Source organism: Actinosynnema sp. CS-041913, assembly GCF_050942485.1.
In the GTDB taxonomy this organism is placed as follows: domain Bacteria; phylum Actinomycetota; class Actinomycetes; order Mycobacteriales; family Pseudonocardiaceae; genus Actinosynnema.
This window is the reverse complement of the sequence record NZ_CP192037.1, coordinates 4,427,955-4,445,503: the sequence shown is the minus strand read 5'-3', so window position 1 is coordinate 4,445,503 and position 17,549 is coordinate 4,427,955. Positions and strand designations below refer to the sequence as shown.

The following is a 17,549-nucleotide window of genomic DNA, read 5'->3' as shown; positions in this document are numbered from 1 at the left end:
TCCCCCGGATAAGCTTCACATGGGACGGATACGATACGGAGAGCATATCATATGACTTCCATAGAGTCTGATCGTGGGCGGCGGCGGGTGGCGGCCGGGATCAAGACGTCGCTGCGCGAGCTGCGCAACCAGCTTTCGCTGCTCAACCACCAGGTGGGGAGCCGGCTGGAGCTGCGGGACGTCGACCTGGACTGCCTGGAGATCGTCTCGGAGCACGGTCCCCTGACCCCGTCGGCGCTTGCCCGCCGCGCGGGCCTGCACCCGGCCACGATGACCGGCGTCCTGGACCGCCTGCAGCGGGGCGGCTGGGTGGCGCGCGAGCGCGACCCGGACGGGACGGACCGGCGGGCGGTGCTGGTGCGGGCGTTGAAGGACCGGAACCCGGAGCTGTTCGGCCTGTACTCGGGGATGAATTCGGCGCTGGACGAGCTGCTGGCCGGCTACGACGAGGACCAGCTCGCGCTGCTGGCGGACTTCCTGTGCCGCACGACGGAGGCCGGGCGCGCGGCGACCGAGGACTTGTCGCGCGGCTGAGCGGGCGGGGGATCTGCGCGAAACGGCCCTGGCGGCGGCGCGGGGCTGGAGCATGGACGCGGGGGACGGCGGAGTGGCTCGCGCCCGGTGCGGGTAAGAGCCGGGGCGGCGGACGCCGGAGATGGTTTCCTGGTGAACCGTCCGGCGGTCCGGTCATTCCGACGTCAAGCTGTTCGATGTTGAAACACGGGGAGGGTTTCGATGGGTGACGAGGTCGATGCGGTGTTGGCGCAGTGGCGGGCGGAGCGGCCCGACGTGGACACCTCGCCGGTGGCCGTGCTGGGGCGGGTCGCCCGGTTGTCGCGGCTGGTGGAACGGGAGCTGAAGGAGTTCCTCGCGCACTTCGACCTGGAGCCGGGCGAGTTCGAGGTGTTGACGACGCTGCGGCGGACCGGCAGCGCGTACGGGCTGACCGCGGGCGCGTTCCTGAACGCGGCGCTGGTGACGGCGGGGGCGATCACCAACCGGATCGACCGGATGGCGGCCAAGGGCCTGGTGGAACGCGTGCCGGACGCGTCGGACCGGCGGGTGGTGCGGGTGAAGCTGACCGACGGGGGACGGGCGCTGGTCGACTCGATGCTGGCCGAGCACATGGCGCGGTACGCGAAGCTGCTGGAGCCGTTGGACCCGGCGACGCAGGCGGTGGTGGCCGACGCGCTGCGGACGCTGCTGGAGCGCTGCGAGTAGGAGGCCGCGCCCATGGTCCTCCGCCGCGACCGCGCTCGACGGCGGGACCGCCGGGGGCCGTCATCCGGGAACGGCGTCGAGGGCCTTGAACACCCGTTTGTCCGAGACGGTGTAGCGGGTGGGGATGGTCTGGGCGAAGTAGCTCAGCCGCAGTTCCTCGATCATCCACCGCACCTCGTCGAGTTCGGGGTGGGGCTCGTCGTCGGGCAGCCGGCCGCGCAGGTCGCGGTACTCGGCGTGGACCCGGTGGACGCGGTCCATCCAGTCCTGGTCGCGGCGCACGTTCTCGGTGAGCTTCGCCAGCCGGCGGGAGATGCCCTGGAGGTAGCGGTGGATGTCGGACAGCCGCGCCGCGCCCGCCTCGGTGACGAAACCCCGGTGCACCAGGCCGTCGAGCTGGGCGCGGACGTCGGCGACGGACTCCTCGAACGCCGGGCCCCGGATGCCGCCCAGGCGCAGTTCGACGTCCTGGGCGGCGTCGAGCACGTTGCGGACCTCGCGGACGACGTCGAACACCGTCTCACCCAGGTACTTGCGCACGTAGTCGGTGAGCCGGGCGAAGCCCTTGGCGTTCCACGCGGGCCCGCCCGCGGAGTCCACGAGGTGGTCGACGGCGGCGGAGATGCAGTCGGCGAGCAGCGGTGCGACGCCGCCGTGCGGGTTGCGGGTCAGGGTGAGCTTCTCGGCGTTGGACAGGCCGCGCTGGAGGAGTTTCACCGGTGACGGGACGGTGAGCAGCAGCAGCCGGCGGGTGCCGCGCCGCATCGCGAGGGCCTGCCGGCCGGGGGTGTCGAGGATCTCCACGGCCACGCTGTCGCCCTTGTCGACCAGCGCCGGGTAGGCGGTGACGACGATGCCGGACTGCCGCCGCTGCACGGTCCTGGGCAGCTCGTCCAGGTCCCACGTGGTGAGGCCGGTGCGGGCGAGGCTCGACGCGGCGGCGGCCAGGGTTTCCCGGAGCTGCCCGCGCAACTGCTGCTTGAGGGCGGCGAGGTCCTTGCCCTGGGCCAGTTCGCGGTCGTTCTCGTCCACGACCTGGAAGGTCAGCTTGAGGTGTTCGGGGACCTGGTCGAGCTGCCACTCCTCGCGCGGCACGACGACGCCGGTCAGGGTGCGCAGCTCGCGTTCCAGGGCGGGCAGCAGCGGCTCGTCGGGGTCGATGCCCGCGAGCGCGGCGGCGGCCACGTCGGGCACCGGCACGAAGTTGCGGCGCACCGGCTTGGGCAGCGACCGGATCAGCGCGACCACCAGTTCCGTGCGCAGGCCGGGCACCTGCCAGGACAGGGCGTCGTCGGGCACGGTGGTCAGGGCGGGCAGCGGCAGCCGCACGGTGACGCCGTCCACCGCCGCGCCCGGCTCGAACCGGTAGGTCAGGGGCAGCGCGACACCGCCGCGGGTGACCTGGTCGGGGTAGGCGTCGGGGCTGATGTCGGCGCGGTCGTTGACCAGCATCGCCTTGTCGAACGTGAGCAGGTCCGGCTCGCTGTGGCGGGTCTTCTTCCACCACGTGTCGAAGTGCCGGGCGGACACGACCTCCTCGCCGACGCGCTGGTCGTAGAAGTCGTAGAGGGTGTCGTCGTCCACGACGATGTCCCGCCGCCGCGCCCGGTTCTCCAGCTCCGCGACCTCGTCCAGCAGGGCCCGGTTGTGGTGGAAGAACTTGTGGTGCGTGGTCCACTCCCCCTGCACCAGGGCGTGCCGGATGAACAGCTCGCGGGACAGCCCCGGATCGATGCGCCCGTAGTTCACCTTGCGGGCGGCGACGATCGGCACGCCGTAGAGCGTGACCTTCTCCAGCGCGACGACCGCGCCGCGCTTGGCTTCCCAGTGCGGTTCGCTGTAGCTGCGCTTGACGATGTGCTCGGCGAGCTGCTCCGCCCACTCGGGCTCGATGCGGGCGACGATCCGGCCCCACAGGCGGGACGTCTCGACCAGTTCGGCGGCCATCACCCACTGCGGCGGCTTCCGGAACAGCGCCGAGCCGGGGAAGATCGCGAACTTCGCGTTGCGCGCGCCCAGGTACTCGGTGGCCTGCCGCTTGCCGGGGTCGCGCTTGGGGACGTCCTTGACGCCGATGTGGGACAGCAGCCCGGACAGCAGCGAGACGTGCACGGCGCGCGGCTCGGCGGGCTGGTCGTTGACGTGCACGCCGAGGGTCTTCGCGACCTGCCGTAGCTGGCTGTAGATGTCCTGCCACTCCCGCACCCGCAGGTAGTTGAGGAACTCGTTGCGGCACAGCTTGCGGAACTGGTTGGAGGACAGCGCCTTCTGCTGGTCGCGCAGGTATTGCCAGAGGTTGAGGTAGGCCGTGAAGTCCGAGTCGGGGTCCTTGAACCGGGCGTGCTGCTCGTCGGCGGCCTGCTGCTTGTCCGACGGCCGCTCGCGGGGGTCCTGGATGGACAGCGCGGCGGCGATCACCATGACCTCGCGGACGCAGCCGTTGCGGTCGGCCTCGATGACCATGCGGGCCAGCCGCGGGTCGACGGGGAGCTGGGCGAGTTTGCGGCCCAGCGGGGTGAGCTTCTGCTCGGCGGGCACGATCGCGCCCAGCTCCTGGAGCAACTGCACGCCGTCGGCGATGTTGCGGGCCTCGGGCGGGTCGATGAACGGGAACGCCGCGATGTCGCCCAGCCCGATGGCGGTCATCTGCAGGATGACCGAGGCGAGGTTGGTGCGCAGGATCTCCGGGTCGGTGAACTCGGGCCGCGCGTCGAACGAGTCCTCGCTGTACAGGCGGATGCAGATGCCCTCGGAGACGCGCCCGCAGCGGCCCTTGCGCTGGTTCGCCGACGCCTGCGAGATCGGCTCGATCGGCAGCCGCTGCACCTTGAGGCGGTTGCTGTAGCGGGAGATGCGGGCGGTGCCGGGGTCGACCACGTACTTGATGCCCGGCACGGTCAGCGACGTCTCGGCGACGTTGGTGGCCAGCACGACCCGGCGGCCCCGGTGCGACTGGAACACGCGGTGCTGCTCGCCGAACGACAGCCGCGCGTAGAGCGGCAGGATCTCGGTGTCGCGCAGGTCCAGCGCCGCCAGCGCGTCGGCGGTGTCGCGGATCTCGCGTTCGCCGGACAGGAACACCAGCACGTCGCCGGGGCCTTCGGCCTGGAGTTCGCGCACCGCGTCGCACACGGCCTGCGTCTGGTCGCGGTCGGGATCCGCGCCGGGGTCGTCGGGGTCCACGATCGGCCGGTACCGCACCTCCACGGGGTAGGTGCGGCCGGAGACCTCGATGATCGGGGCGTCGCCGAAGTGCCGGGAGAACCGCTCCGGGTCGATGGTGGCGGAGGTGATGACGAGCTTGAGGTCCGGGCGGCGCGGCAGTAGCTGCCGCAGGTAGCCGAGCAGGAAGTCGACGTTGAGGCTGCGCTCGTGGGCCTCGTCGATGATGATCGTGTCGTAGCGGGACAGCATCCGGTCGGTCTGGATCTCGGCCAGCAGGATGCCGTCGGTCATCAGCTTGACCAGGGTGTCGTCGCCGGACTGGTCGCTGAACCGCACCTTGTAGCCCACGGCGGACCCCAGCGGGATGTCCAGCTCCTGGGCGATGCGCTCGGCGACCGTGCGGGCGGCCAGCCGCCGGGGCTGGGTGTGGCCGATCTGGCCGAGCACGCCGCGCCCGAGTTCCAGGCAGATCTTCGGGAGCTGGGTGGTCTTGCCCGACCCGGTCTCGCCGGCGACGATCACCACCTGGTGGTCGCGGATGAGCGCGGCGATGTCGTCCTTGCGGGCGCTGACCGGCAGCTCGCCCGGATAGGTGATCTTGGGCACGGCTTCGCGGCGCAGCGCGACCCGCAGCTCGGCCTGCTCGACCTCGGCGGCGATCTCGGCGTGGACGGCCTCGCGGGCCTTCCCGTCGCGGACCCGGCGCGCCCCGTCGAGCCTGCGGCGCAACCGCCGCTGGTCCCCGGTCATCAGGTCGGACAGGCGTCGGTGCAGGTCGGAGTGCGCGGTGGTGTCCATGCTGCGATCAGAATAGTGGTGCGCCGCGGACGGGGCCGCCCATTATCCGGCGGGGGCGGGCAGGTGTGCGCCCCGCCACCCGCCGGGCGTCACGGACCGAACGGCGACCCGCACTCACGGACCGAACGGCGACCTGCCGTCACCGGGTGAACGGCGACCCGCCGTCGCGGATACCGGTGGCCAGGGTGGCGAGATGCGCCATCACCAGCTTGTGCGGGCCGGGCCCGAAGCTGACCCGCGCCACGCCGCGTCGGCCCAGCTCGCCGGGCGTGGGGTCGCCGGGGCCCACGCCGCAGTTCACCGGGCCCTCGACCGCGCGGCAGAACTCCGCCACCGCGTCGCCGTCGAGGAAGATCGGGTACACGCAGTCCGCGCCGGCCGCCAGGTAGGCGCGGGCGCGGTCCACCGCCTCGTCGAACGAGCGGCTGCCGTGCACGAACACGTCCACCCGGGCGTTGATCACCAGCCGGGGGTCGGCGGCCCGCACCGCGCCCAGGAACTCCACCTGCTCGCCCTGCTCCACCATCGTGCCGGTGGCGGGGTCGGAGTCCTCCAGGTTGCAGCCGACCGCGCCCGCGTCGGCCAGCCGGGCGGCGATCTCGGCGGGCGGCAGCCGGTAGCCGCGCTCCACGTCCGCGGTCACCGGCACGTCGACCGCGCGGGCCACCCGGGCGACGGCGGCGAACGCCTCGTCGGCGGGCATCTCCTCGCCGTCCCGGTAGCCCAGCGACGGCGCGACGGCCGCGCTGGCGGTGGCCACGGCCGGGAACAGCCCCGCCACGACCCGTGCCGACTCGGCGTCCCACACGTTCGGCAGCACTAACGGGTCGCCGGGCACGTGCAAGGCGCGCAGCGCGGCGGCCTTCTCGTCGGCCTTCTCTGCGGGGTTCACGAGACCTCCCAGGCATGCGTCGTGGCGACCATGCGGTTCCACGTGTTGATGGTGGCGATCACCCAGAGCAGCTCGGCCAGCTCGCGCTCCTCGAACCGCTCGGCGGCAGCCGCCCACACGTCCTCGGGTACCCCGTCGGAGAGCCTGGTCACAGCCTCGGTCAGGGCCAGCGCCGCGCGCTCCCGGTCGGTGAACCCGGGCGCGTCCCGCCACACCGGCAGCAGGTCCAGCCGCCGCTGCTGCTCACCGGCCTCGCGAGCCTCGCGGGTGTGCAGGTCGACGCAGTACGCGCAGCCGTTGACCTGGGAGGCCCGGACCTGCACCAGCTCCCGGAGCCTCGGGCCCAGCGTGGTGGCGCGCGCCGCCTTCGACAGCGCGCCCATCGCCCCGAGGGTGTCCGGCGTCAGCTCCCGCACCGACAGTCGAATCGTCATGATCGACACCCTAGGCAGCCATTGGCACCTTGCTAAGGTCCAATCCCGTGTCACAACCTTGGGCCACTCAGGGCGCCGTTCCAGGAGCCACGCAGGGGGTCACGCCGGGAACGGCGACGGAGGTCGCTCCGGGAGCCACTACGGGGGCCGCTCCGGGCGTCGACCTGCACCTGGACCTCGACCCGGCCACCGGCCGCCGCACCGGCCTGGAGCACGCCCTGCGCGACGCCATCCGCACCGGCCGCCTCGCGCCCGGCGCACGCCTGCCCGCGACCCGCCGCCTCGCCGTCGAACTCGGCCTCGCCCGCAACACCGTCTCCGCCGCCTACGACCAACTCGTCGCCGAGGGCTACCTCACCGCCCGCCGCGGCGCGGGCACCCAGGTCGCGCCCCTCACCCAGCCCCGCACCACCACCCCCGTCACCGGCCACGACGAGACCGTCCCCCGCTACGACCTGCGGCCCGGCAGCCCCGACGTCACCGCGTTCCCCACCGCCGAGTGGCTGCGCTCCGCCCGCCGCGCCCTGACCGCCGCGCCCGCCGAGGTCCACGGCTACACCGACCCACGCGGCCGGGTCGAACTGCGCCGCGCCCTGGCCGACTACCTCGGCCGCACCCGCGGCGTGCAGGCCGACCCGGCGCACATCGTGATCACCGCCGGCTACGTGCAGGGCCTGTCGCTGCTGGCCGGCGTGCTCGACGGGCCGATCGCGATGGAGGACCCCGGCCTCCACTTCCACCGCCAGGTGGTGCGCCGCACCGGCCGGCCCGTCGTGCCGCTGCCCGTCGACACCGACGGCGCGCACACCTTCCCCGACGACGTGGCCGCCGCCGTCGTCACCCCGGCCCACCAGTACCCGACCGGCGTCACCCTGCACCCGGCACGCCGCCGCGCCCTCGTCGACTGGGCCCGCACCACCGGCGCGATCGTCATCGAGGACGACTACGACGGCGAATACCGCTACGACCGGCAACCCGTCGGCGCCGTCCAGGGCACCGCACCCGACCACGTCGTCTACGCCGGCAGCGTCTCCAAGACCCTCGGCCCCGGCGTCCGACTCGGCTGGCTGGTGCTGCCGCCCCGCCTGCTGGACCCGGTGGCCGACGCCAAACGCCACGCCGACCACCAGACCGAGGCCCTCGGCCAGCTCACCCTCGCCGACCTCATCACCAGCCACGCCTACGACCGCCACATCCGCGCCGGCCGGCTCCGCTACCGCCGCCGCCGCGACCTGCTGCTCGACTGCCTGCGCGAGCACGCCGCCCACGGCGTCTCCGCCGGCCTGCACGCCCTCGTCCACCACCCCGACGAGGACGCCGCCGCCGCAGCCGCCGCGGCCCGCGGCCTCGCCTGCGGCAGGCTCCGCGAGCACTGGCACGACCCCGGCCCGGACACCCCGCAGGGCCTGATCATCGGCTACGGCACCCCCGCCGAACACGCCTACCGCCCGGCCCTGCGGGCACTCGCCGAAGTACTCGGGACATGACGACGACCGGCACGCGGTGCGACAGCGGCACCACCGCGATGTCAGGGCTTCAGGTCCACCGCCGACGAGAACGACCCGTCCATGTAGAACGGCGTCGACGTGTGCTCGTGCGCGATCCGCCACACCCCGCCCACCTCCCGCAGGCCCAGCGTCGACCGGAACCACAGGTCGAACGCCCCACTGCCGCCGCGCGGCACCGCCGACACCCGGTTCAGGCTGAAGCAGAACGCCACCCCGCCGCCCACCTCGACCACCAGATCACGCACCTCGAAATCCACCGCGCTGTCGAACGACGCGAACCACCCCCGCAGCGCCTCCGGGTCCTGCACCTCCGGCGCGGTGTGCCGCAGCGGCGGGGCCAACGTGAACGCCACCGCCTCCGGCAGGTAGTCGCCCACCAGCGCCTCCACGTCCCCGGCACGCATCGCCTCTACACGCCGCGCCACCAGTTCCCGGATCACCGTCTCGTCGCCCATGATCGTCCCTTCGAGCACCGGCGCCCCCGTTGGGCGCCGCTCACCCCGGACGTAGAAGCAGGCCGGGGATTCTCGACACGGTGCCCGAAGATTTTTCCGCCGACTTCCGGAGGCCCCTCGTGAAGTACCTGATCCTGATCTACGGCAACCCCGAGTCCCGCGCCATCTGGGACGGCCTGCCCGCCGAGCAACGCGCCGCCGGCCTCGACGCCTACGCCCAACTGGACGACGACCTCGCCGACACCGGCGAACTCGTCGTCTCCGAAGCCCTCGCCGACCCGTCGCTCACCAAGCGCCTCGTCGTCCGCGACGGCCAGGCCATCACCACCGACGGACCGTTCGCCGAGGCCAAAGAGCTGCTCGCCGGGTTCTACCTGGTCGACTGCGACACCCTCGAACGCGCCGTGGAGATCGCCTGGCGCATCCCCGAAGCCCCCTACGGGCTGGTGGAGGTGCGGCCGGTGATGTCCCTGGGCGACTTCGGGCTGTGACCGCCGAACCGCTCCTGCGGGAACTCGCGCCGCAGGTCCTCACCGCCCTCGTCCGCCACCACGGCGACTTCGCCGCGTGCGAGGACGCCGTCCAGGAAGCCCTGCTCGCCGCCGCCACCCGGTGGCCCGCCGACGGCGTCCCGGCCAACCCCAAGGCCTGGCTGATCACCGTCGCGTCCCGCCGCCGCATCGAGGCCTGGCGCGCCGACACCGCCCGCCGCCGACGCGAGCAGACGGCGTTCACGCTCACCCCGCCCGACCCCGAGCCCACGCCCGGCGTCGACGACACCCTCACCCTGTTCATGCTGTGCTGCCACCCGGCGCTCACCCCGCCGTCCCAGGTCGCCCTCACCCTGCGCGCCGTCGGCGGCCTCACCACCGCCGAGATCGCCCGCGCGTTCCTCGTCCCGGAGGCGACCATCGCGCAACGCATCAGCCGCGCCAAGCACCGCGTCAAAGACGCCCGCTTCGCCCTCCCACCCGACACCGAACGCGACCAGCGGCTCGACGCCGTCCGCCACGTCCTCTACCTGGTTTTCACCGAAGGCCACACGGCCAGCTCCGGCGCCGCGCTGAGCCGCGTCGACCTCACCGCCGAAGCCATCCGCCTCACCCGCCGACTCCCCCACGACGGCGAGACCGCCGGCCTCCTCGCCCTGATGCTGCTCACCGACGCCCGCCGCCCCGCCCGCACCACCCCCGACGGCGCCCTCGTGCCACTCGCCGAACAGGACCGCACCCGGTGGGACGCCGACGCCATCGCCGAAGGCACCCGCCTGGTCACGGACGCGCTCGCCACCCACCCCGTCGGCCCCTACCAGCTCCAGGCCGCGATCGCCGCCGTCCACGCCGAGGCCACAACCGCCGAGGACACCGACTGGCGGCAGATCCTCACCCTCTACGACCTGCTGCACAGCATCACGCCCGGCCCGATGGTCACCCTCAACCGGATCGTCGCCACCGCCATGGTCCACGGCCCCGCCACCGCCCTGGACCGCCTCACGACCGCCGAGACCGACCCGGCCCTGGCCGACCACCACCGCGTCCACGCCGTCCGCGCCCACCTGCTCGACCTCGCCGGCGACCACGAGACGGCCCGCACGCACTACGCACAGGCCGCCCGCGCCACCCTCAGCCTGCCCGAACGGCGCTACCTGGAAGAACGCGCCCGAACCTGACCCGCCGGCCCGCCTACACAGCCGAGCGGCCCACGATCAAGCCAGGACCGGCCGCGCACGAACCGGGACCAGCTCCGAAGCCGGGGCCAGGGGCGTCACCACTGCTGCGGCTCACCCGGCCGGTGCGTGCCGAACGTCCACTCGAAACCCTCCGGATCCACCACCCGGAACCGGTAGTTCCCCCACTCCGTCGCACCCGGCTCCCACACCGTCACACCGCCCGCACCCACCGCCCGCGCGTACAACGCGTCCACCTCGGCGTCCCCGCCCACCGTCAGGTACATCCCCGACCCGCTCGTGTCCCCCTTGCGCGGCGCACGCTCGTACCCGTCCCGATCGCTGAACACCACCAGCGCCGCGTCACCCAACCGCAGCTCCGAGTGCGCCACCCCGCCCTGCTCGTCCGGGAAGCGCATCGTCGCCTCGAACCCGAACGCCTTGCCCAACCACCCGATCGCCGCGTCCGCGTCGCGGTAGCCCAAGTACACGTGAAGAGAAGTCATGGCACGGAGCATGACCGCCAACCAGGACAGCCACCGCCCTCGATTCACTCCCCCGCAACGACAAACCCGCCGTTCGGCGGATACCGAACAGGCCGCGGACTGGTGAGGTAGACCCTGCGATGCGTCGGGGGACACATCGAGGGGGAGATCGAGTTTGTTCCGACCCGTGCCGGTGCCCACGCTCCCACCCAGCACCGCACTGGCCGACCTGGCCATGGCCGCGCCCGACCACGCCTGGCTCGCCGGCACCACCGGCGTGTTCACCAGCCGACCCTCCACCCCCCTCGTGCTGCGCTGGACCGGCGTCGACTGGGTCGAGGAAACCCTCCCCGCGCTCACCGCCGCCGCCAGCCTCGCCGCCATCTCCGCCGCCGCGCCCGACGACGTGTGGGCCGTCGGCAACAGCGCCGGCCGCCCCCTCGTCCTGCACTACGACGGCGCCCGCTGGCACAGCGTCACCACACCCGCCATCGTCTGGGCCAAAGCCGTCGCCGCCATCGCGCCCGACGACGTCCACATCGTCGGCTCCGGCAGCGACACCCTCCACTGGGACGGCCACGACTGGACCCGCGCCACCATCCTCACCTCACCCCGCGAAACCCTCCACACCATCACCGCCACCGCGCCCGACGACGTGTGGGCGGGCGGCGGCGGCGTCACCGGAGCCGGACCCGCCACCTACGAGTACCCCGTCCTCATCCACTGGGACGGCCACACCTGGACCGACCTGCACGGCCCCCGCCTCGACCACGGCCACATCGCCCGCCTCGCCGCCACCGCGCCGGACAACCTGTGGCTCGCCCACACCCACGACACCGAAGGCCTGCACATCCACCACTACGACGGCCGCCGCTGGCACCCCGTGCCACCACCCGGCGACGCCGACCGGCTCAGCCTCCACGGCGTCGCCGCAGGCTGGACCTGGGGCATCCACGCCACCCGCCGCAGCTTCGAGACCCGCCCCGCCTACCACCGCTGGACCGGCGACGACTGGACCCGCGTCCCCCTGCCCGACAACCTCGCCCGCGCCTCCGCCTCCCACGTCGGCCTCACCACCGACGGCGAACTCACCTGGGCCTACCTCAAGACCGCGGCGGGCGTGCACATCCTGCGGCACACTGCCCCGTGACCTTCACCCTCACCGTCCTGGGCGCCGCCACCCCTTACCCGCGCCCCGACCAGGCCTGCTCCGGCTACCTGCTGCGCACCGACACCACCACCCTCTGGGTCGACGCCGGCCCCGGCGCCCTCGCCAACCTCCAGCGCCACACCAGGCCGGACCGGCTGGACGCCATCTGGATCTCCCACACCCACGCCGACCACACCGCCGACCTGCTCCCCGCCTACTACGCCCTGCTCTTCGCCGACCTGCGGCCCCCGCACCCCATCCCGCTCTACGGACCACCCGGCCTCGCCGACCGCCTCGAAACGTTCCTCGCGAGCACCGGCCCCAATCCGGCGAGCGCCGCGTTCGACGTCCACGAACTCCACGACGGCCACCGCGCCGACATCGGCGACCTCGCCCTCACCAGCCGGGCCGTCCACCACGGCCTGCCCGCGTTCGGCCTGCGCGCCACCCACCGCGACAAGACCTTCGCCTACTCCGGCGACACCGGCCCCTGCCCCGCGCTCGACGACCTCGCCACCGACGCGGACCTGTTCCTGTGCGAAGCCGACAGCGCCGAACCCACCGCGCACCACTGCACCCCCGAGGACGCCGCCGCAGCCGCCCGCGCCACCCGACGACTCCTCCTCACCCACATCGGGCACACCCTCACCGAGGAACAGGCGGCGGAACGCGCCTCCGCGCCCACCGCCCGCCAGCACGACACCCACCACATCGGATGACCGCCCACGTCACACCACGGCGTCCCGCTCCCGGGTGCCACGCGCAACGGCCGCGCGATCCGCCGTCAGGTGGCCACGAGCCGACGGGCCGGGCGACACTCGACCGGTGCGGAAACTGACTGCGACCGTCCTGGACTCGACCGACGCCCAAGCCCTCGCCCGGTTCTACCGCGACCTGCTCGACTGGGAACTGCGCGCCGACGAGCCGGGATGGGCCACCGTCCGCCCGGCCGACGGCACCGCCGGCCTGTCGTTCCAGACCGACCCCGACCACGTCCCGCCGACCTGGCCCGGTGTCGCCGGGCGGCAGCGGATGATGCTCCACCTGGACATCGAGGTGGACGACCTGGCGGCCGAGGGCCGGCGCGCCGTCGAGCTGGGCGCGACGCTCGCCGACCACCAGCCGCAGGACGACGTCCGCGTCTACCTCGACCCCGCGGGCCACCCGTTCTGCCTGTGGGTCCGCGCCTGACCCGGCACAGCGCGCCGTCCCGGACCGCTCGCGGCGTCAGACCGCGCCGATGGCGCGCGTGATGGAGTCCAGCACGCCGGGGAACCGGCGTTCCATCTCCTCCAGCCGCAGCTCGTGCGTCCGGTAGCTGCCCTGCGGCGTCACGCGCAGCACGCCCGCCTCCCGCAGCACCCGCAGGTGGTGCGACAGCGTCGACATGCTCACCGGCACGTCGAACTGCCCGCACACGATCCCGCCCGACCGCGCCAGCTCGGCCACGATCCGCAGGCGCACCGGGTCGGCCAGCGCGCTCAGCACCGTGGACAGCCGGAGGTCCTCCACAGCCGGGTGTTGGAGAGCGCGCATGTCGGCATCGTAGCGGCCACTGTTGATCGTTAATTCCGGTATTCACTGAAATGATTAATGCTATCGAGAGTGCTAGGGTGGCGTCCGTGAGCCTGCCGGAGCCGGTGCGTGCCGGGCTTGATCGTGTCGCACACCCGGTGCTGGTCGACTTCGCCGCGCTGGAGCAGGTGCGCCGCCGTTTCGACGACGAGCAGGCCGCCGCGCTGGCGGAGTACCTGCACGCCGCGCAGTCCCCCAACACGCTGCGCGCCTACCGGTCGGACTGGGTCGGGTGGGCCGCGTGGTGCGCCGAGGAAGGCCGCCAGGCGCTGCCCGCCGACCCGGTCGACGTCGCGGTGTACCTGGCGGTGGCCGCGCGGAGCGTGAAGGCGGACGGCTCCCCCGCGTTCAGCCCGTCCACCCTGGAGCGCAAGGCCGCCGCGATCGCCGCCGTGCACGCCGCCGGCGGCCTGTCCTCCCCCACCCGCTCGGACGTCGTGCGGCTGACCCTGCGCGGCATCCGGCGCACCCGCCGCGACCAGCCGCGCAGCAAGCGCCCGGTGCTGCTGGACACGCTGGAGGCGCTGCTGGCCGAACGCCCCGCGCCGGGCTGGCCCACCGGGGTCGCGCGGCGGCGGGACGCGTTGCTGCTGCTGGTCGGGTTCGCGGGGGCGCTGCGCCGCAGCGAGCTGGCCGCGCTGAGCCTGGAGGACGTCAGGGTCGACGTCGACCCGCGCACGCACGAGCCGCTGCTGCTGGTCGGACTGGGCGTGACGAAGACCGACCAGACCGGCACGCACCGCCAGCAGGTGGTGCTGCCGCGCGGCGCCCGCCGGCCGACGTGCCCGGTGTGCGCGTTCGCGGACTGGGTGGACGTGCTGACCGCCGCCGACCCGAGGGCGTTGCTGGAGGACGAGCCGGACCCGCAGGCCACCCACCGCTGCCACTCCTACCGGCCGGGACGGCACAGCGGGCCGTTGTTCCCGGCGGTGAGCAGGCACGGCAAGCTGGGCGGCCGGTCGATGTCGGACAAGGCCGTGTCCGACGTGGTGAAGCGGTACGCGCTGAAGGCCGGCCTGGACCCGGCGCTGTTCGGCGGCCACTCGCTGCGGGCCGGGTTCGCGACGCAGGCCGCGCTGGGCGGCGCGAGCGACCGGGAGATCATGCGGCAGGGCCGGTGGACCAACCCGCGCACGGTCCACCGCTACATCCGGACGGCGAACCCGTTGGAGGACAACGCTGTCACCCGCCTCGGACTGTGACGCACGGCGCACGGCCGGTTGTTAACTGTAAACACCAGCCCTTCGCCCGGACGCGGCCGAACGGCGCAGCCGAATACGTCGTCCGCGTGCTTGCCAGGATTTGTTTCCATGGCGTTTCCACATAGTTTGAGCTGCGGTTTTGCTCGATTTTGCGACATTGCGCAGTTGGCTGACCTGCACTGCTAGGAAAACCCGAAAAGTTCTCATGTCCAATGAGGGCATTTACGCTCGCATTAACGCCCATACCATCAGTTCACTTGGCCGCCCCGCCCCCGGCCGACGGCGTCCGCCGCCCGACCGGTGGCCCCCGGACTACCCTGCACTGTCCGGGGGCCACACGTCAGACCTCGGCCCGCCGCAGCGGGCGGATCGACACGACCCCAGGATCACGCCCCCGTGCTGCCGCCGACGACGGCGTCCGAGGACGGCGCGGTGTCGGCCTTCTCCGGCGGCGGCACGACGCCGGACAGGTCGCCCCCGTTGTCGTTCACCCGCAGCACGAACGGCCGGGTCTGGGTGTACTGGACCACCGACAGCGACGCCGGGTCGACCACGATCCGCTGGAAGCCGTCGAGGTGCACGCCCAACGCGTCGGCCAGCAGCGCCTTGATCACGTCGCCGTGGCTGCACGCCACCCACACCGCGCGCGGCCCGAATTCCTGGGTGATCCGCGCGTCGTGCGCCCGGATCGCGGCCACCGCGCGGGCCTGCACGGCGGCCAGGCCCTCACCGCCGGGGAACACGGCGGCGGACGGGTGCTGCTGCACCACCTGCCACAGCGGCTCCTCCAGCAGGTCCCGGATCGCCCGCCCGGTCCACTCGCCGTACTCGACCTCGGCCAGTTCCGGCTCCACCGCGGCCTCCAGGCCGCGGGCGGCCAGCAACGGCGCGAGGGTCTCCCGGCAGCGTTCCAGCGGGGAGGTGACGACCGCGTCGACCGGCACGCCGGCGAGCCGCTCCACGAGCCTGCCCGCCTGCGCCACGCCCTGGTCCGCCAGTGCCACGCCGGGCTGGCGGCCGGCCAGGACGCCGGAGCCGTTCGCGGTGGAGCGGGCGTGTCGGAGCAAGATCACGGTAGCCACCGACACAGCCTATGTCGGGTTGATGAGCCCCATCGACAGCAGCCCCATCAGCATGATGCCCAGCAGCAGCCGGTACCAGACGAACGCCGAGTAGCTGTGCTTGGACACGTACCGCAGCAGCCACGCGATGGTGGCGTACCCGACGGCGAACGCGACGATCGTGGCGACGATCATCTGCGGCACCGACGCGGCGTTCGGCTCGGAGCGGTCCAGCACGTCGGGGATGGAGAAGATGCCCGCGCCGAACACCGCCGGCAGGGCCAGCAGGAACGAGTAGCGGGCGGCGGCGGCCCGGTCCAGGCCCAGGAACAGGCCGGCGGTGAGCGTGCCGCCGGACCGCGAGACGCCGGGGATCAGGGCCAGCGCCTGGGCGAGGCCCATGCCGACGGCGTCCTTCAGCTCCAGCCGGTCGCGCACGTGCTTGGCGAAGTGGTCGGCCAGGCCCAGCAGCAGGCCGAACAGCACCAGCACGGTGGCGGTGATCCACAGGTTGCGCAGCGAGCTGCGGATCTCGTCCTTGAACACGTACCCCAGCACGCTGATCGGGACCGACCCGATGATCACGTACCAGGCCATCCGGTAGTCCTCGGTCTTCCGCGCCGCCGCGCTGAACAGCCCCTTGAACCACGCGGCGATGAAGTTGCCGATGTCGCGCGCGAAGTAGATCAGCACGGCGAGTTCGGTGCCGAGCTGGATGACCGCGGTGAACGAGGCGCCCGCGTCGTTGCCGAAGAACAGCGTCGAGACGATCCTGACGTGCGCCGACGAGGAAATGGGCAGGAATTCCGTCAAGCCTTGGACTAGTCCGAGGACCAGGGCCTGCAACCAGCTCAACTACCCACTCCTGCCAGATCCAGAGCTTCGGTCGCGGTGCGCAGCGCCGCGATCCCCTGATCCAGATCTTGCAGCATGGGCGAAAGGGTGAGCGTGGTGACCCCCGCCTCGGCGTAGGCGCGCATCCGTTCGGCGATGCGCTCCCGCGGTCCGAGCAGGGAGGTCGAGTCCAGGAACTCGACCGGCAGCGCGGCCATGGCGCCCGCGTAGTCCTTGGCTAGGTACTTGTCCTGCACCTCGGCGGCCTCGGCGGCGAAACCCATCCGCACGGCGAGGTCGTTGTAGAAGTTCTTCTCCCGGCTGCCCATGCCGCCCACGTAGAGCGCGGCGTACGGGCGGACGTGGTCCGCGCAGGCCCGCCAGTCGTCGCCGACGAACAGCGGCACGGTCGGCACGACGTCGAACCCGTCGAGCGTCCTGCCGGCCTTCGCGCGGCCCCTCCGCAGGGCGTCGAGGGAGGCGGCGGAGTGCTCGGGCGAGAAGAAGATCCCCAGCCAGCCGTCGGCGATCTCGCCGGTCAGCTCGACGTTCTTCGGGCCGACCGAGGCGAGGTAGACCGGGAGGTGCTCGCGGACCGGGTGCACGGTGAGGGTGAGCGCCTTGCCGGGTCCGTCGGGCAGCGGCAGCCGGTAGTGCTCGCCCTCGTAGCGCAGCCGTTCCCGGCGCAGCGCGGCGCGCACGATCTCGACGTACTCGCGGGTGCGGGCCAGCGGCTTGTCGAAGCGGACGCCGTGCCAGCCCTCGGAGACCTGCGGCCCGGAGACGCCCAGGCCCAGCCGGAACCGGCCGCCGGACAGGGTGTCCAGGGTGGCGGCGGTCATCGCCGTCATCGCCGGGGTGCGGGCCGGGATCTGGAGGATCGCGCTGCCGACGTCGATGCGTTCGGTCTGCGCGGCCACCCAGGCCAGCACGGTCGGCGCGTCGGAGCCGTAGGCCTCGGCGGCCCACACCACCGAGTAGCCCAGTCGGTCGGCTTCCTTGGCCAGTTCGAGGTTCGCGGCGTCGTTGCCCGCGCCCCAGTACCCGAGGTTCAGTCCCAGTCGCACGGGACCGGACCCTACCGGCGGGTAACCGGGCGCGCC

Annotated in this window: 18 protein-coding genes; 9 read left to right on the top strand and 9 right to left on the bottom strand. The window is 72.9% G+C overall.

Annotated elements, in window-relative coordinates; genetic code table 11:
* Window positions 1–51 precede the first annotated feature (51 nt).
* Together ACQPZF_RS20650 and ACQPZF_RS20645 are read left to right on the top strand one after the other, a co-directional pair.
* Window positions 52–534: a MarR family transcriptional regulator gene (locus ACQPZF_RS20650; RefSeq protein WP_433274046.1), complete on the top strand. Its 483-nt coding sequence runs from the start codon at window positions 52–54 to the stop codon at window positions 532–534.
* Window positions 535–735: 201 nt separating this feature from the next.
* Window positions 736–1,221 carry a MarR family winged helix-turn-helix transcriptional regulator gene (locus tag ACQPZF_RS20645; RefSeq protein ID WP_433274044.1) on the top strand — a complete coding sequence of 162 codons (486 nt, stop codon included), beginning with the start codon at window positions 736–738 and terminating at the stop codon, window positions 1,219–1,221.
* 60 nt (window positions 1,222–1,281) lie between these two features.
* Here the strand turns inward: ACQPZF_RS20645 and hrpA are convergent, their stop codons facing one another.
* The 3 genes from hrpA to ACQPZF_RS20630 form a co-directional block, all read right to left on the bottom strand.
* Window positions 1,282–5,184, bottom strand: a complete 3,903-nt coding sequence (gene hrpA, locus ACQPZF_RS20640) for an ATP-dependent RNA helicase HrpA (protein ID WP_433274042.1) — start codon at window positions 5,182–5,184, stop codon at window positions 1,282–1,284.
* 139 nt (window positions 5,185–5,323) lie between these two features.
* The gene (locus ACQPZF_RS20635) at window positions 5,324–6,076 is read right to left on the bottom strand and encodes an isocitrate lyase/PEP mutase family protein (protein ID WP_433274040.1); all 753 of its coding nucleotides are present in this window, start codon (window positions 6,074–6,076) and stop codon (window positions 5,324–5,326) included.
* Entirely contained in the window at window positions 6,073–6,510 is a 438-nt protein-coding gene (locus ACQPZF_RS20630; RefSeq protein WP_433274038.1) for a carboxymuconolactone decarboxylase family protein, read from the bottom strand. Before ACQPZF_RS20630 ends, ACQPZF_RS20635 begins: the two co-directional genes overlap by 4 nt.
* 47 nt (window positions 6,511–6,557) lie before the next feature.
* Between ACQPZF_RS20630 and ACQPZF_RS20625 the strand changes: the two genes are divergently transcribed.
* Window positions 6,558–7,997, top strand: coding sequence for a PLP-dependent aminotransferase family protein (locus tag ACQPZF_RS20625; protein ID WP_433274036.1), 1,440 nt, complete (start codon window positions 6,558–6,560; stop codon window positions 7,995–7,997).
* Between the two features lie 41 nt (window positions 7,998–8,038).
* On the opposite strand, the gene ACQPZF_RS20620 is transcribed toward ACQPZF_RS20625, so the two are convergent.
* The gene (locus ACQPZF_RS20620) at window positions 8,039–8,491 is read right to left on the bottom strand and encodes a YybH family protein (RefSeq protein WP_433274034.1); all 453 of its coding nucleotides are present in this window, start codon (window positions 8,489–8,491) and stop codon (window positions 8,039–8,041) included.
* Window positions 8,492–8,592: 101 nt separating this feature from the next.
* On the opposite strand from ACQPZF_RS20620, the gene ACQPZF_RS20615 reads away from it, so the two are divergent.
* Both ACQPZF_RS20615 and ACQPZF_RS20610 read left to right on the top strand, forming a co-directional pair.
* A complete protein-coding gene (locus ACQPZF_RS20615; protein WP_433274032.1) occupies window positions 8,593–8,964 on the top strand; it encodes a YciI family protein in 372 nt (123 codons plus the stop codon).
* A complete protein-coding gene (locus ACQPZF_RS20610; RefSeq protein ID WP_433274030.1) occupies window positions 8,961–10,142 on the top strand; it encodes an RNA polymerase sigma factor in 1,182 nt (393 codons plus the stop codon). Before ACQPZF_RS20615 ends, ACQPZF_RS20610 begins: the two co-directional genes overlap by 4 nt.
* Before the next feature lie 95 nt (window positions 10,143–10,237).
* Here the strand turns inward: ACQPZF_RS20610 and ACQPZF_RS20605 are convergent, their stop codons facing one another.
* Complete coding sequence (locus ACQPZF_RS20605; protein ID WP_433274028.1) at window positions 10,238–10,645, bottom strand: VOC family protein; 408 nt, start codon at window positions 10,643–10,645, stop codon at window positions 10,238–10,240.
* A gap of 154 nt (window positions 10,646–10,799) precedes the next feature.
* Here ACQPZF_RS20605 and ACQPZF_RS20600 point away from each other — a divergent pair, with 154 nt between their 5' ends.
* From ACQPZF_RS20600 to ACQPZF_RS20590, 3 genes are all read left to right on the top strand, one after another.
* Complete coding sequence (locus ACQPZF_RS20600) at window positions 10,800–11,774, top strand: hypothetical protein (protein WP_433274026.1); 975 nt, start codon at window positions 10,800–10,802, stop codon at window positions 11,772–11,774.
* On the top strand, window positions 11,771–12,493 hold the full coding sequence (locus tag ACQPZF_RS20595; RefSeq protein WP_433274024.1) for an MBL fold metallo-hydrolase: 723 nt from the start codon (window positions 11,771–11,773) through the stop codon (window positions 12,491–12,493). Before ACQPZF_RS20600 ends, ACQPZF_RS20595 begins: the two co-directional genes overlap by 4 nt.
* Window positions 12,494–12,599: 106 nt before the next feature.
* The gene (locus ACQPZF_RS20590) at window positions 12,600–12,965 is read left to right on the top strand and encodes a VOC family protein (RefSeq protein WP_433274022.1); all 366 of its coding nucleotides are present in this window, start codon (window positions 12,600–12,602) and stop codon (window positions 12,963–12,965) included.
* A gap of 36 nt (window positions 12,966–13,001) precedes the next feature.
* On the opposite strand, the gene ACQPZF_RS20585 is transcribed toward ACQPZF_RS20590, so the two are convergent.
* A complete protein-coding gene (locus ACQPZF_RS20585; RefSeq protein ID WP_433274020.1) occupies window positions 13,002–13,310 on the bottom strand; it encodes an ArsR/SmtB family transcription factor in 309 nt (102 codons plus the stop codon).
* An 86-nt stretch (window positions 13,311–13,396) separates the two neighbouring features.
* Here ACQPZF_RS20585 and ACQPZF_RS20580 point away from each other — a divergent pair, with 86 nt between their 5' ends.
* Window positions 13,397–14,551, top strand: coding sequence for a site-specific integrase (locus ACQPZF_RS20580; RefSeq protein WP_433274017.1), 1,155 nt, complete (start codon window positions 13,397–13,399; stop codon window positions 14,549–14,551).
* A 386-nt stretch (window positions 14,552–14,937) separates the two neighbouring features.
* Here ACQPZF_RS20580 and ACQPZF_RS20575 read toward each other — a convergent pair whose 3' ends face one another.
* From ACQPZF_RS20575 to ACQPZF_RS20565, 3 genes are read right to left on the bottom strand one after another with little or no spacing between them, the layout of a single operon-like run.
* On the bottom strand, window positions 14,938–15,633 hold the full coding sequence (locus ACQPZF_RS20575) for a histidine phosphatase family protein (protein ID WP_433274015.1): 696 nt from the start codon (window positions 15,631–15,633) through the stop codon (window positions 14,938–14,940).
* Window positions 15,634–15,642: 9 nt separating this feature from the next.
* Window positions 15,643–16,467 carry an undecaprenyl-diphosphate phosphatase gene (locus ACQPZF_RS20570; RefSeq protein WP_433274013.1) on the bottom strand — a complete coding sequence of 275 codons (825 nt, stop codon included), beginning with the start codon at window positions 16,465–16,467 and terminating at the stop codon, window positions 15,643–15,645.
* Window positions 16,464–17,513, bottom strand: a complete 1,050-nt coding sequence (locus tag ACQPZF_RS20565) for an LLM class F420-dependent oxidoreductase (RefSeq protein ID WP_433274011.1) — start codon at window positions 17,511–17,513, stop codon at window positions 16,464–16,466. The genes ACQPZF_RS20570 and ACQPZF_RS20565 overlap by 4 nt, the downstream gene beginning before the upstream one ends.
* Between the last annotated feature and the right edge of the window lie 36 nt (window positions 17,514–17,549).